9 protein-coding genes are annotated in these 15151 nt (G+C 58.8%); 4 read left to right on the forward strand and 5 right to left on the reverse strand.

The window, feature by feature from the left end; translation table 11 throughout:
* The first annotated feature begins 20 nt into the window (after positions 1-20).
* From DRW39_RS19560 to DRW39_RS19575, 4 genes are read left to right on the forward strand one after another with little or no spacing between them, the layout of a single operon-like run.
* Complete coding sequence (locus tag DRW39_RS19560) at positions 21-1145, forward strand: SusE domain-containing protein (protein ID WP_116108778.1); 1125 nt, start codon at positions 21-23, stop codon at positions 1143-1145.
* Positions 1146-1177: 32 nt separating this feature from the next.
* Complete coding sequence (locus DRW39_RS19565) at positions 1178-2341, forward strand: glycoside hydrolase family 76 protein (RefSeq protein WP_157976235.1); 1164 nt, start codon at positions 1178-1180, stop codon at positions 2339-2341.
* 26 nt (positions 2342-2367) lie between these two features.
* Entirely contained in the window at positions 2368-3798 is a 1431-nt protein-coding gene (locus DRW39_RS19570) for a glycoside hydrolase family 125 protein (RefSeq protein WP_116108780.1), read from the forward strand.
* A 10-nt stretch (positions 3799-3808) separates the two neighbouring features.
* Entirely contained in the window at positions 3809-6028 is a 2220-nt protein-coding gene (locus DRW39_RS19575; protein ID WP_198664953.1) for a GH92 family glycosyl hydrolase, read from the forward strand.
* Positions 6029-6030: 2 nt separating this feature from the next.
* Here the strand turns inward: DRW39_RS19575 and DRW39_RS19580 are convergent, their stop codons facing one another.
* The 5 genes from DRW39_RS19580 to DRW39_RS19600 all read right to left on the reverse strand — a co-directional run bounded on the left by DRW39_RS19580 (position 6031) and on the right by DRW39_RS19600 (position 15116).
* Positions 6031-8505 (reverse strand): glutaminase family protein, encoded by a 2475-nt coding sequence (locus DRW39_RS19580; RefSeq protein ID WP_116108782.1) that lies wholly within the window; start codon positions 8503-8505, stop codon positions 6031-6033.
* An 83-nt stretch (positions 8506-8588) separates the two neighbouring features.
* Positions 8589-9620, reverse strand: coding sequence for a LacI family DNA-binding transcriptional regulator (locus tag DRW39_RS19585; RefSeq protein ID WP_116108783.1), 1032 nt, complete (start codon positions 9618-9620; stop codon positions 8589-8591).
* A 256-nt stretch (positions 9621-9876) separates the two neighbouring features.
* The gene (locus DRW39_RS19590; protein ID WP_116108784.1) at positions 9877-11403 is read right to left on the reverse strand and encodes an amidase; all 1527 of its coding nucleotides are present in this window, start codon (positions 11401-11403) and stop codon (positions 9877-9879) included.
* Positions 11404-11563: 160 nt separating this feature from the next.
* Positions 11564-11953 carry a barstar family protein gene (locus tag DRW39_RS19595; RefSeq protein ID WP_116108785.1) on the reverse strand — a complete coding sequence of 130 codons (390 nt, stop codon included), beginning with the start codon at positions 11951-11953 and terminating at the stop codon, positions 11564-11566.
* A gap of 562 nt (positions 11954-12515) precedes the next feature.
* The gene (locus DRW39_RS19600; protein WP_116108786.1) at positions 12516-15116 is read right to left on the reverse strand and encodes an alpha-L-arabinofuranosidase C-terminal domain-containing protein; all 2601 of its coding nucleotides are present in this window, start codon (positions 15114-15116) and stop codon (positions 12516-12518) included.
* Positions 15117-15151 lie beyond the last annotated feature (35 nt).

Here is a 15151-nt window from a genome sequence, read left to right on the forward strand (position 1 = left end):
TATCTCTACAATTAACGATCATGAAACTGACAATACTCAAACTGCTGCTCCTCCTTCCGGTCTTCCTGTTCGTCAGCTGCGACGACGAGGAAAGCTTTACGCTGGCGGAGGTGTCCGAAGTAGCCGATCTCTACGCTCCGGAGGATAACCGGTACTTCAATTTAGGCGCTCAGGGGTCCGCTCTCTTCGAATGGCAGGCCGCCAAGGCGGCGGATAACGGCGTAGTCCTGTACGACGTAGTCTTCGATGAGGAGGGAGGCGATTTCTCCGATCCGCTTTACGTTGTCGCTTCCGACGGCCGCGGCTTCGAAAACCAGCTCACCATGTCCTTTACCGAGCTCAACCAGGTCGCCACCATGGCCGGCATCGAATCGGAGAGCACGGGCCGCCTGATCTGGACGGTGTGGAGCTCGAAGGGGCTTAACGTCAAGCCATCTTCCGTTTTCCGTACGATCGAAGTGGAGCGCCCGGGTGGTTTCCCCACGCCGGACGAGCTCTTCCTATACGGTTCCGCTACGGAGGCCGGGGAAGACATCAACGCTGCCCTGCCGCTCGTGAAGACCGGTGCCACCAGCTATGAAATTTACACCTCGCTCAAACCCGGTACCTACCAATTCGCCACCCGTAAATCGGAAACGGCCGAAACCTACTACATCGACGGCGACGACCTGCGGGCCGACGGCGAAACCACCGTCACGGGCGAAGAACAGGTCTACCGGATCCGGATGGATTTCAGCGACGGATCGGTAAGCATGGCCACGATCGATATGGTCGAAATCTGGTTCCCGCCCCGGGGAGAATACCTTTTCGCCTTCGACTACGTCGGTAACGGTACCTGGGAAGCGGCCGAGGAAACGATCGAGTTCAAGGAAGAATCCTGGGGCCGCGACGAGCGCTACAAGTTCAAGTTCACGGTGACCAGCGGCGGAGACACCAGCGAGGAATGGTACGGCAGTACGAACGCCGACAACCAGCGGCCAGAGGCGGATACCGGTGAGTCCTACTGGTACATGGTGCCCGTGTCCGATGATTACTGGGCCAACAGCTTCAAATTCCCTACGGAAGCCGACGGTGCCACGGCAACCATGCAGATCATCTTCAACGCTGAGGTGCCGGAATACACGCACCGCATCAACGTCCTTTAATCGCCAACCGCCAAATGAAAACCTACCTCCCTATGCCCCTTATCCGTCTTTCCTTTCCTACCCTATTGGCGGGTCTCTTCGTACTCACCCTGGTCGCCTGTGAAAAGGACGAGCCGATCCCCCTGCGGGATCCCGATCGAGGTGGGGAGGCTGCAACCTACGACTGGGCGGCAACGGCCGATTCCGTCCAGGACGCCACGTATACCACCTACCTCGGCGAGCAGGGAACCTTCGTGGAGAATAATCAGGGCAGTAATACTTTCCATTACTGGCCCAATGCCCACGTTCTACACACGCTGGTAGATGCCTACGAACGTACTGGAGACGCGGCTTACCGCAACCGGATGATCGACCTGGTGCGCGGCATTAAAACCCGGAACGGGGGAACGTATTCCAACGTTTTCAACGACGATATGCTCTGGCTGGGGAATGCCAGCGTGCGGGCCTACGAAGCTACCGGCAACGAGGAATACAAGGAAGTGGCGGAGATTCTCTGGAACGACGTCCTCGAAAGCTACAGCGACGTCTTCGGCGGTGGGATCAGCTGGAAAAAAGACACGCCCTACTCTAAGAATGCCGTTTCCAACGGTCCGGCTATCGTGCTGGCCATGCGGCTGTACAATTTGGATCAGGACAGCAGCTACCTGAACTGGGCCAAGGAACTGTACGACTGGCAGCAGGCGAACCTCGTGGATCCTTCTACCGGGCTGGTCTGGGATAATATCTCCGAAGAGAACGGCGAAGTGACCGTCAATAAGGACTGGATATTCACCTATAATCTCGGTACCTGGATCGGAGCCGGACTCCGCCTCTACGATGCCACCGGCGATCAAATGTACCTGGATAAAGCACTACGATCCTGCCGGACCCTGCTCACCAGCCCGAAACTCACCACGGAAGGCGTGCTGCGGGACGAAGGGCAGGGTGACGGCGGGCTCTTCAAGGGTATTCTCGTTCGCTACTTCACCGAGCTGATCATGCACCCCGCTATCAGCGATGCGGACCGGCAGGACTTCGTTGACTTCCTAAGCTTTAACGCCCGGACGCTGTATAACCGCGGGTTGAAGCGTCCGGAAATGCTGGCCGGACCAAACTGGGCCGCCCAACCCGGTGACCGGACCGACCTGACCACCCAGATCAGTGCCGTCATGCTCCTGGAAGCCATGGCCGAACTGGAAGCCGGCGGATATCTGTAGCTTGGTCGCCAGGCAAAACAAACACGATGAAAAGAAGAGCCTTTGTTCAACACTCCGCGCTGGCCGGTAGCTTAGCGTTCTTGCACCCCCTCACCGGTCAGGCCGGTCGTCAGGCGGTGGGCAAGGATTTTCCGGTAGTCCGGGTCGCAAAGGGGCAACGTAACTTCGAAAGCCAGGCCATAGAGTCCGCCATCGAGGAATTCGCTGCGAATGTCAAGGATGAGGAACTGGTATGGTTGTTCAACAACTGCTTCCCCAATACCCTCGACACCACCGTCACCTACACCGAACCGGAAGGCCGTCCGGATACCTACGTCATCACCGGCGATATCGACGCGATGTGGCTGCGGGACAGCTCCGCCCAGGTGTGGCCGTACATGCACTTTGCCGACCGGGATGAAAAACTGCGCAAACTGATCGCCGGCGTTATCAACCGGCAAACCCGCTATGTCCTCAAGGATCCCTACGCGAATGCCTTCTACGACGACCCCGAAAAGCGCGGCGAGTGGGCTTCCGACATGACTGATATGCAGCCCGGCGTGCACGAACGGAAGTACGAGATCGATTCGCTCTGTTACCCGATCCGGCTGGGCTACAACTATTGGAAGACGACCGGCGACAAAAGCCCATTTGACGAAAGCTGGCAGCAGGCCATGCAAAGTATCCTGACCACTTTTCGCGAGCAGCAGCAGAAGGACGGCCCCGGCCCTTACCGCTTCATGCGCACCACGCCCCACGCTACCGACACCCGCTCGCTGCGGGGCTATGGCTACCCCGTCAATCCCGTTGGGCTTATCTGCAGCGCCTTCCGGCCGAGCGACGACGCTACCGTCTTTTCTTTCCTCGTCCCGTCCAATTTCTTCGCGGTGGTCAGCCTGGAGCAGGCCGCCGAGATGTTGGAAGCGATCGCCGGGGACAGCGCTACCGCCGGTGAAATGCGGGACCTGGCCGAAGAGGTTCGTACAGCCCTGCGCGAGCACGCCATCGTCGACCACGTGGAGTACGGCGAGATCTACGCCTTCGAGATCGACGGATTCGGCAACCGCCTCATGATGGACGACGCTAACGTACCCAGCCTGCTTTCCCTGCCTTATCTGGACGCGGTAGCCGTCGACGATCCGGTTTACCAGCGGACCCGCGACTTCGTCTGGTCGACCGACAACCCCTTCTTCTTCAGCGGCGAGGCGGCCGAGGGTATCGGTGGTCCCCACGTAGGTATGGATATGATCTGGCCGATGGCCGTCACCATGCGCGGCCTCACCAGCATCGACGACGAGGAGATCCGCTCCTGCATCCAAAGCCTGAAGGCGACCCACGGCGGCACCGGCTTCATGCACGAATCCTTTCACAAGGACGACCCCGAAAACTTCACGCGCTCCTGGTTCGCCTGGGCGAATACCCTGTTTGGGGAATTCCTGTGGAAAACCTACCGGGAAAAGCCCGGCCTGCTGAGTTAAACTTACATCTATGCCAATGCTGACGACGGAACGATCGGTCATTCATTTACCGGTACTTCCGGCGCTCTTATTACTTCTGCTGGCCATTTCCTGCCGAACCGCGGGCGAGCCATCCGATGACGAGCTAAGCGCGACCGAACCGGGTTACGTGACCGATCCCCTTCCGTACGTCAACCCCTTTCTCGGCACCGCACCGCTGACCGATCCCGACTTCATCGGGTACACGCCGCCGGAGGGATGGCGCGTCTGGGCGGGACTGACCTTCCCCGGCTCCTCCCTGCCGAATGCGATGGTCCAGTTAAGTCCCATCACCGAGTACGGAAGTGGCGCGGGCTACGAATACGAAGACGGGGAGATCATCGGGTTCACCCACACGAATAAGGGCCACTGGAACCTCTGCAACATCCCGGTACTGCCGGTATCGAATGGCGGCGGTCATCCCTTCAGCTCCACCTTCGCCAAGGACTCCGAATCCGCCTCTCCGGCCTACTACGGCGTGACGCTTGAGGACTATGGGGTGGCCGTGAGGCTCACTTCTACGCTGCGCGCCGGTTTCCATGAATACACCTACCAAAACCCGGCCGAACGAAAGGTGCTGTTTGACCTGGGGCGTTCCAATAACCGGGTCCGGGACTGGATCATCACCGAAGCGGGCGACGACCGCGTGGAAGGCTACCAGCAGATGGGACGGGAAAAGATCTTCTTCTCCGCCCGCTTTAGCGAACCTGTCAAATCGATCACCCGGGAGCTCCCCGGAGAGCAGGAAGGCTACGCCATCGTGGATCTCGGTACCGGCAACGAGGTGGTCACCCTTCGGATCGGGCTGTCCTTCGTCAGTGCCGACAATGCCCGCGAAAATCTCGAAGTCGAAATAGGCGATCGGGATTTCGAAAGCGTTCACGCGGCGGGCGAAGAAGTTTGGTCCGAATTGCTCAACCGCGTGCAGGTCGATGGCGGCACCGCCAGGGAGAAGGAGCTGTTCTATTCTTCCCTATACCGCGCCTTCCTCTGGCCCGCCCTCCGCAGCGACGGCAACGGGGAATTCACGGACGAAAGCGGAACCGTTCGCCAGGAGTCCCGCGGCTTTTACACCAACCCATCGCTCTGGGATACCTACCGCAATAAGCTCGTTCTCCTCGGCATGCTTCGTCCCGGGGTGACCGGCGATATTATCCAGAGCATGATTGTCAGGGGGGAAGAGAGCGGCTTTATGCCCACTTTTTTCCACGGCGACCACGCTGCCCCCTTCGTGGCCAACGCCCACGCGCAGGGCATCGACAATTTCGACCTGCAGCGTGCCTACGACCTGCTGCTGAATAACGCCTATAAGGAGGGCGGCACCCGTCCCCACATCCGCGAATACATCGAACGGGGCTACATCTCCGAGCCGGTGGTGGAAAACCCGAAAGTGGAAACCGTGACCAGTGCCGGCGTCTCCAAAACGTTGGAATATGCGCACGACGATTACGCGCTATCTCTGCTCGCCGCTGATTTGGGCGACGGAGCGCAGGTAGAAAAACTTGGCCAACGAGCCGGTAACTACCGCAACGTCTTCGATCCTTCCACCCGCTTCATGCGTGGCCGGCTCGATGACGGGACCTGGGTCACCCCCTTCAACCCCCAGTTCCCCTACTACGAGTATATGTACCGGGAGGCCAACGGCTGGCAGCTATCGTTCTACGCCCCCCACGATATGGAGGGACTGGTCGAACTCTACGGCGGGGCGGAAGCCTTCGAGGAAAAGCTGGACTCCTTCTTCACCGTCCCCTGGAACCCGGAATATATCGCCCGCAATATCTCCAGCTTCATCGGGCAGTATTGCCACGGCAACCAACCCGACCACGAAGCGCCCTACGCCTACTACTTCGCGGACAAACCGGAGAAGTCGCAGGCCATATTGGACACTATCCTGCAGCATTACTATGGCGTTGGCGACGATGGCCTGGCGTTGTGCGGTATGGACGATGCCGGTGAAATGAGTTCCTGGTTCGTATTTGCCGCTGCAGGCATGTATCCCCTGTCTCCGGCCGACAATGAATACCTGGTCAGCATACCGATCTTCGACCGGGTGAAGTGGACACTTCCCGCCGGCAAGGTATTTACCGTCAGCCAGGACGGAAATTCCCGCGAGCTACAATCGCTCGAGCTGAACGGACGGGCAATGGACGGCTATTTTCTTCCCTACCAGGCCATCGTAGACGGCGGAGAATTGCGTATCACTACCTGGTGATCTTAGTACTTCTCCTTCAGTAGCTTGATAAAGTAACCGCCTACCACCGACCGTGCCTTGAAGCCGATCCGGCGGGCGTCTACCGTATCGTGCCAGTCGGTCAGGGGTACCCGATTAGGGGTCGTATTGACGAAGGACCAGACAGGTTCCATAAGTGCGGTAAAGTCATCTTGGTCCTCGGCGATGGCGGCGGTCCAGAGAATCCAGTCGGACTTCGTATAGGTTTCGCGGCTGTCGAGCGGTAGGCCGTAGTCGTTCTGCCGTTGCAGGTAGTAGGCGACCTCCGTGGGGGCGACCTCGTCGGGGAAAATATTCAGGTCCAGCAGGTCATCCCACACCAGGTTGTACTTCTGACTCCACGTTCCCGGCTGCCCGAACGCCAGGGTATAGTGGTCGTTGTCATCGGCCAGTTCCATCCATCTACGGGCCATTTCGCGGGCGGTCCGGGTGTAGCTTTCTTCGGTCGCTTTATCTCCTAGCATGCCGGCCAGCTTACCGTAGCTGGCCAGTCCCATGATGGCTTTCACGGACAGGTTTGCGTTCCGGGCCAGGTGCCCCGAGAAATCGTCGGTGGATAGCTGGTTGGCCGGGTCGAATCCACTTTCCCGCAGAAATTCCGCCCAGGTGGTCAGTACCTCCCAGTGCTCCCGGGCATAGTCCGCCGTCCCTTCCCGGTCGGCGATGGCCGCGGTGAGAATGATCATATTCCCCGCTTCTTCCACCGGCATATCCTCCCCGTAGGTTTGGCCGGTAGCGACCGGATAGGTGCCCAGATCGTGGGCGGGGAAGGGTTTTTCCCACTTGCCACTCTCGCTGTAGTAAAAGATGCCGTTCAGCATGCCTTTGAGCAGGTCGGGATTGTAGATTAGAAAGAGCGGTGCCGACGGATAGGTTACGTCGACCGTATTAATCGAGCCGTTGCTGTTATTCTCTTTCGATAGGAACAGCAACTCTCCTTCAGGTGACTCCACCAGGGTATGCGCGGCAATGGCCTGCCGGTAGGCCAGCACGCAGAGCTCGGCGTATTTAGGGCCACCCACGTCGAGGGCATCGGCGTAGAGTTGCCGGTCGAAGGCCTCCACGCGGCCCATCACCTTGTCGTGCTCCTCCACGGCGGTTGCCAGGAGGTCGACAAAGTCTTCCGATTCCTTTTTGTAGAAGGGTTCCAACGATTCCCCGAAGTAATTAACGGAGCTTAGCTCATCGTACCCGAGTGCCAGCGTATAGGAAGTCGCTTTCGTCACCGATCCCAGTTCGGCTACGCTGCTCAGGGTGATCTCCCGTCCCGTTGCCGGGCTATTGGAAAAATTCTCCTGCCTTACAAAGTTGGACCAGGAAGCATCGGTGGCAGTCACGTCAAGATCAACCTGGGGTTGGGCGGAGGCCAGGTAAAAGTATCCCCAGTCGACGCGCAGATCGTCGCCTTTCTTCTCGAGTACGGGCTGCTCGCTCGTGCCTACCCGTAGGTAGTTAAGGCCATCTTTTCGGCCCCGGCTCGTGCTTAGTTCCTGGGACGGCATATTCCTGGCTATATCGCCCGAGGCTCCTACGTATATGGCAACATCGTGCGCCGCTCCGTCCGTCGGTTCAACGCTAACATCCAGGTAGCTGATCGGCCGGGCGTACAGTTCCAGATCGTCGATGAGCAGGGGGGAGGTGAAGGTCGTGCGGAGTTGCACGCCGCCACAGTCGAAGGTGTACGCCGTTTGGTTGGCGGTAAGCGTGAGGTCGGTTTGCTCCGCTTTAGTGATTTGAGCCTGTTCGGGTAGGGAGACCTTCCGTACGATCCCGGCGTCCAGCCACTGCCCGCCCGCCGTATTGCGGATGTGGATGGCCAGGACGTTGCCGGTAGGCGTTAGGGATTCGGTTGCAGCATCAGGAATCGGCAGGTACTTATAGCTGTGTTGCCAGCCATTGATAGCGGCTATTTCCACGCCGTTCAGGTATACCGTTACATTGTCGTCGTGCCGCAGTTTTAGCAGCAGATCATGCAGCTCCGTTTCCTCTAGGTCGAACGTATTGCGGTACCATAGATCATCCGTGGTCCAGAGAGTGGCCGCCTGCTTCTTGTCTTCGGAGAAAGGAGCGGCACCGCGCTGCCAATGGGCGTCATCGTACGCCACGGATGTCCAGTTTTGACCCGGGTCCGTAAGGGTAAAGGCAACGGGTTGCTCGCTTTCGTCGGACGCAGGTAGGATGGTTTGGTATAGGGTAGGTTCCATGCCCATGAACCGGTACACCTTCTCGTCCACCCGCACCAGCCCCAGTAAGTCGTGATTCGTTTCCGTCCAGTGCTTCGTTGGCGATGTATTCAGCTCATCGCCCATCGACCAGATGCTGAAGTTGGGGTTATGCGTGACCAGGGGGTAGGCGGGCGCCCGTAGCTTATCCTGCGCCCTACCTGCAACGGAGGCCAGTAACAAGAGTGCGATGAGTACACCACGGAATAATAGCGTAAAAAGTATGTTAGTGCGCATGACAACTGATCTGGGAACGATTACTGATAGTGAATAACTACTTAAATAGTAAATCGATTTAGTAAATAATCAAAATAAAAGGTTTAGACGTTCACCTTCGCTAGGGAAGAACCCCTCGGAATAAGCTCAGCGGAGAGCGTTACCTGCATCGTTTCTTCGACGCTGTTCTTCTGTTTGAGCAGATGAAGCATTATGCGCATTAATTCCTGCGCAATTTCCTCCATTGGCTGGGCCACTGCGGATATGGTCGGCGTATTGATGCGGAAGAGTTCGTTATCGTCGAAGGTGACTATACCGAGTTGGAAGATCAGCTTCTCATCGATTTCCTTAATGATCTCCAGCCCGCTACGGGTGAGGTAATTGGTGGAAAAATAGACGGCGTCCAGCTCTTTATTACGGAAGAAGTCTCGCATCAATTCCCGGCCGGAACCGGAATCCGTATCTCCGAAAGGGATTTCCAGTACCGTCGCCTGCAGACCTTCCTGGGCTACGGCGTCCGTATACCCTCGCCTACGGTCCAACATTTGTACTTGCTGCACATCGGTTGTTACGAAAGCGATGTTTTGGTAGCCGTTATCGATCAGGTGCCGGGTCGCCTTGCGCGAGGCGTCGTAATTATCGATCACCACGTAGTGCGTATCGAGATCCGGGAAAAAGCGATCGAAGAGGACTACGGGAATGTCGTTCTTCATGAGCTCCCTAATGTCATCCCGTATGCCGGTCGACGGAATAATAATGAAGCCATCCACCTGCCGCTCGTAAAACAGATTCAGCAGGTCTCGCGACCGCTTATCCTCATTTTCGTTACTGCAGAAGAGTACGCGGTATCCCTTTTCATACGCGATGTCCTCGATGGTCCGCGCAATCTTCGAAAAGAAATGATTGCTGATGTCTTCGACCATGAATACGAGGATCTTCGTCCGACCCGTTCGCAAACTCCGGGCCAGCATATTGGGCTTGTAGTTGATGGATTTCGTGTAAGTCAGTACCCGATTGATTACTTCATCGGATATCTTCTTCTCCTTGCCCTTCCCGTTGAGGACGAACGAAACGGTAGTGGGAGAGACATCCAGGGTTTTGGCAATGTCTTTAATGGAATGTCGCTTGTTTCGCATGATTTTGCTTGAGGTTATGGTATTCGCAAAAGCGAAGAAATACGGTTTCGTAAAATAGCTAATTTTACCAAGAGCCACGGGCTTTCAGCGGTTGCCACCACCAGTTTTCTTCCCGAGGGCAAATCCTTGAAACACTGTCGACCCCCGTGATCAGGTGTCCGGTTGCAAGGGGATCGGGCACTCGTGAATCCCACGAGATAGCGGTGTCATTCGAGGATCTACCTAGCCATATCCTCACCCAGTCGCCGTTCTTTGACTATTCCAAGCCGGGCGGTTTGCGGTGGCCCGTTCCCTGCTCGTAAGCGTACGTAAGTTTGATGAGGGTGGGTTCCGCGTACATCCTACCCAGAAACTGGAGTCCGGCGGGCAGCCCCTCTGCGGTAAAGCCCATCGGTACGGTAAAACCGGGCTGCCCGGTATGGGGCGAGATGATCTGGCTGTTATCTCCCCGGTAATCCTCCTGAAAGCGGTCGATACGCGCGGCGGGATGGTTCCAGCTGGGAAATACGATGGCGTCCAGGTTCAGGCTGTCCATCGTGGATTTGATCGCCTCCCGGAAGGCGATCCGGCGGGGATCGGTGTAGGCATCGCCGCAGGGTTCTTCGGCCTCGCCGTAGCGTCCCTCCGTGGTGCGCGATTCTTTGAGGCCCTCGCGGGCGTAGTCGCTGTCGGTCCCTATCCGGATGATATCTTCCAGGGTAGCGAGGGTATCGTTCCCGACGTAGGTAGCCAGGAAGTTTTCCAGGTCGTTGCGGAAGGTATTGCACCATTGGTTCCGGCGCAGCTCGGCGAAGCGCGGCACCACTACCGGATCGACGACGGTGGCGCCGAGGCGTTCCAGATCGCTTAGCGCCCGCGTAAAGAGCTCCGCGATCTCCGGGTCCGGTTCGTTGTCGCTCAGTTCGCGCAGCACGCCGATGCGGGCACCTTGCAAGCCTTCCCCATCGAGGTAAGTGGTGTAGTCCGCCGCGGCTTTTCCTTGCCCGTAGCTGGTGATCGGGTCAGCGGGATCGACGCCCGTCATCGCGTTCAGTACCCGGGTGGCATCGGCTACCGTGCGGCACATCGGCCCGACAACATCGTTGCGGAGGTACAGCGGCACGATGCCTTCCCGACTGATTAATCCCAGGGTGGTGCGAAAGCCGACCAGGGCGTTGTGCGAGGAGGGACCACGGATGCTGTTGCCCGTATCGGTACCCAGTCCGACAGTGGCCAGGTTGGCGGCGACGGCGGCGGCCGTGCCGCCGCTGGAACCGGCCGGAACGTGGTCCAGCTTATAGGGATTGTGGGTGGTGCCGGCCGTCGTGCTTTCGGTGTGCATCGCACTGAAGGCCCACTCGGCCATATTGGTTTTGGCGATCAGGATGGCTCCGGCCTCGCGAAGTTTCTGGATGATGAAAGCGTCACGCTCCGGAACAAAGTCGGCCAGGGCCCGCGCCCCGGCGGTGGTGGGCATACCGGCGGTGTTGATGTTATCCTTCACCAGCAAGGGAATGCCGTGGAGAGGCAGTAACTCCCCGGTTTCCGCAAACTGTTCGTCCAATTGGCGTGCCGTCACCAGAGCTTCCGGATTGCGGTAGGTGATGGCGTTGAGCTGGCCGTCGAGGATGTCCATCCGCGCGAAGTATTCGCTGACCAGGTCTTCGCTGGTGTAGTCGCCGGCGCGGTAGGCGGCGTGGATCTCGGCGATGGTTATTTCGGTTAGGTCGATGGGGGTGCTGGCGGAGTCGGTGGGGGGATTTGTCGCGCAGGCAAGGAGCAAGAGGGGGAGTAGGCGGAGCATGGGGGTAAGTTAGCTCTTCGGGGGGGAGAGCCCGGCGTTTCACTCCGGGTAACTCGGGTTGGACGGCGCTGCGGTCGTTCATGATGGCTGGGGGAGGAGAGCCCGGAGTTTCACTCCGGGTAATTTGGGTTGGACCGCGCTGCGGTCCGGGGCCAACTGGTTATTCTTCCATTAGGGTGAGGCTGGGGTGCTCCCGAATGATACTACATAGCATCTCGTAGAGTGTCGGGCCGTCTTGCCTTTTGGCGGATTCGAGGCGGGCTAGCGCGATATGCCGGTTATTCGGGTGAAAGGTCCGGACCTTGGTCGCCCAGTATTTTTCGGTCTCCGGCCACCCGAGTACTTGCTGGCTGCGGCCGCTGTGTCGCCAGATCAGGTTCACGGCTTCGTGCGGCTCGTGGACGCCGAAGCCGCCGTACAGGATATCGTTAAAGGCATCCAGGTTGTGGCCGACCCGCCAGTCCAGCCCCGAGGTCAGTTTCCGTTCCACTTCGTTGTAAAAGCCTTCCAGGTCGTCGAAGGCCGTCCCATCCAGTTCGATTGTCCGCATTAGCTTGGCGGAATCCAGCTGACAGCCGGATTCTCGAAGGCAAGCTACCGATTTTGGCGGAGGTACATATTCGAGTTCTACTTATACCACCAATTCCCGTTCACTACCGTCCGGAAGACTTCCTTTTTCCATCGTGGCCGAATTCGCAGCAGGGCAAGCAAGTACGGAATCAGGGCCACCAGCTCGAGGCGAATCCGAATCGTACTGCCCCGCGTCTCCGGGAACAGCGGAAACACGAACATCACCACGCAGCATATCAGGATACCGAGGATCGCATCCGCCAGGCCCAGATCGACCGCCCAGCGCTTCTGGGACCATAGCCCGAAGGCAGGAAGCGGGTATTAAATGCATCGGAAACCAGCATGTACTCCTGTAAAACGAAGGCCCGCGGACCCGGTGTCCGAATTAATCACCTTCATGCCCCATCGCGAAGACGCTACATGATATGCCAGTACGATAAATTAGGCGCCAGGGCATACCGGGAATCCGTGAGAATCCGCGCCCTAGCGAAGCGATCTGTTTTAATCTGTGTGCTAAAAATCTTCAGTCCCGTAGCGGCGGCTTACTTACCTACCGCCACCCGGATTACCGAAAAGGAATAAGCCGGCATCTCATAAGTCATTTCGCCGCCCAGCTCGATCTCGCTCGTAGTCGGGGTGGCGTCGCGGTCGGTGGGTTCGCCCTGGAGGACGTGGAGGGTGGCGGTTCCCTGCAATTCCAGGTCGGCGGGGTCGAGCGTTGCGCTGACGACCACCGGTAGGAGGTTGGCCAGGCGGATGATTACGTCGCCGGTGGCATCGTCGCGGACTACGGAGACGCCTACGCGCTCTCGTACGTCGTCGTTACCGTCAGAGAGCGTCACCTGGCTGGGGATATACTCGTCGCCCGCGTTTTGACCGTATAGCTGCTGGACGTAGTAGTCTACGGTCTTCTTCACCTCGGTATTGTTGAAGTAGATGAGATCGGGGTTCCAGTTGGTGTTGCCTTCCTTGGCCAGCAAGGGGGCGAAGGAGGTCATTTCCACCACGTCGGCGTTGCGCTCCACGGCGGTCAGGTAGAGGGCCTCGGTCAGGGCGGTCTCCACGTTCATGGGCCGGCCGGGAAGGTGGGCGGCGTACTCGCCGAGGTATACCTTCGGACCGTTGCGGTCGTACTTATCGTAGAAGTCCTGGTTGTTGACCATCCAGCCCGGCGGCACGTAGTAGTGCTCGTCGACCATCGGGATGTCCAGTTCGCGGGCCAGTTCCCAGCCCTCCTCGTAGTCGGTACCCATGTAGAAGGGGCCGGTGGTGCCGATGACGGTGATCTCGGGGTAGCGTTCGCCGATGGCCTCGTAGATCATGCGGAAGCGCTCCTCGAAGACGTCGGTGATGAGGTCCTCGTTGCCCACGCCCAGATATTGGAGGTTGAAGGGTTCGGGGTGGCCGGCTTCGGCTCGCTTTTTACCCCATTCGCTGTCCGCGGGACCGTTGGCGTATTCGATCAGGTTAAGGATGCTCTGGGTATAGGCATTCATATCCTCCATCGGGATACCGCACTGCTGGCCGTGGCCACCCACCGCGGAGTTCTGGCAGGGTACGCCGGCCGGTACGACCGGGATCGGCACCGCGTCGATATCCTCACAGAACTGGAAGTATTCGAAGTAGCCCAGCCCCGCCGATTGGTGGTAGTTCCAGATGTTGCGCTGGGGTACGCGGGCCTCGAGGGGGCCGATGGTGTTTTCCCAGCGGTACATATTACCGAGTCCGTCGCCGTGGGCCACGCAACCGCCGGGGAAGCGGACGAATTTCGGCTTCAGGTCGGCAATCGTCTGTGCCAGATCCTTGCGCAGGCCGTTCTTCCGCCCCATGAAGGTTTCTTGGGGAAAGAGGGAGATCATGTCCAGGTCGTAAGCCCCGGATTTATCAAAACTTAGCTCCAGGGACGCACTGTCTATCCTGCGCTCCGCCGCAAAAGTGGTTGTCAGTTTCGTCCAGTTCCGTCCGATCCCGCGTACGCGCTTTTCGGCTATCACGGAGCCGTCGGGAGCTACCAGGCGGGCGGTGATGTTGCCCCGGCCGGAGGGGCGGCGCGCGTAGAAGGACAGATCGTACTTCTCCCCGGCACGCAGCGGAATACCGTCCCAACCTACGTTCCGCAGGGTAGCGCCGTTGCCGGTTACGGCCACCCGGGCGTAGTGCGGGTTGTTTTCGTGAATGGGGGCATCGGTCAGAATTTTCCACTGCGCATCTCCCGCCAGGGACCAGGCGGTTTGGGCGTTCCATTCGGGGTCGTTGTACTTTTTATCCGCTGGCTCGTACTCAAAGTCACGGTTCTGGATCAGCTCGGCGTAGAGCCCGCCGTCGGCCGCGTAGCTGATGTCTTCGAAGAAGATGCCGATCAGCTTGTCGCTGATCGCTTTGCTCCGGTCCGGTTGCAGGGTGATCTCCGCGGTGAGGGGTTCCAGGCCGGCGAAGCGCACCGGGTCTTCGGCCATCGTTTCGGCCCGCTCGGCGTTGTGGTGCTGCATCCACTCGTAGTGCTTGATGAGGTCGTCGACGGTCTCCCAGGCGACGCGGTGGACGTTGCCGAAACGATCGGTGCCCGCTACGTCCACCATCTCCCGGTCGTTGCGGCGGGCGTTTTCCGCGGCGGGTTCGGTGGTGGAGAAGTCACTCCAGTTATCCGTTCGCGCCTGGTACACCCCTTCGGTGCCGGCCCCGTCGCTGCGCCAGGATACTAGGAAGGCCTGGCCGCTCAGGTGAACCTCCGGAGCAGTGACCGTTCCGGGCGCCTCCATTACGAAGGGGTAGGCCTGCCGGTCCCATTCGTAGAGATTGTCGGAGGCCGCGTGGGCGAACTGCTGTATGGTGTCGTTCAGGCTCCAGACGCAGTGCCACCGCCCATCATCCGCGCGCGACAGGTAGGGGTCGAACATGCGTTTCTGCGCCCCCCAGGCCCCGAAGTCGGAATTAAGGAAGGAAAAGCGATCGTCGATCGGGTACCAGTTGTCGTGGTCGACGCTCCAGGCGAAGTGCAGGCCGCCGCGACCGTCTTCGGCCGAATAGCCGATGAGGTAAACGGAATCCGGCTGAACGAAGGTGTCAGCCCGCAGGCCGGAGGCCAGACAGCATCCGAACAGGCAAAGGATTAACGGCAGGAGGGTGTGAAAACGTAGAAGCATGTGAATCGACTTTAACGGCAACAATGATACGAATA

It is taken from the genome of Lewinella sp. IMCC34191 (assembly GCF_003390935.1).
GTDB lineage: Bacteria > Bacteroidota > Bacteroidia > Chitinophagales > Saprospiraceae > Neolewinella.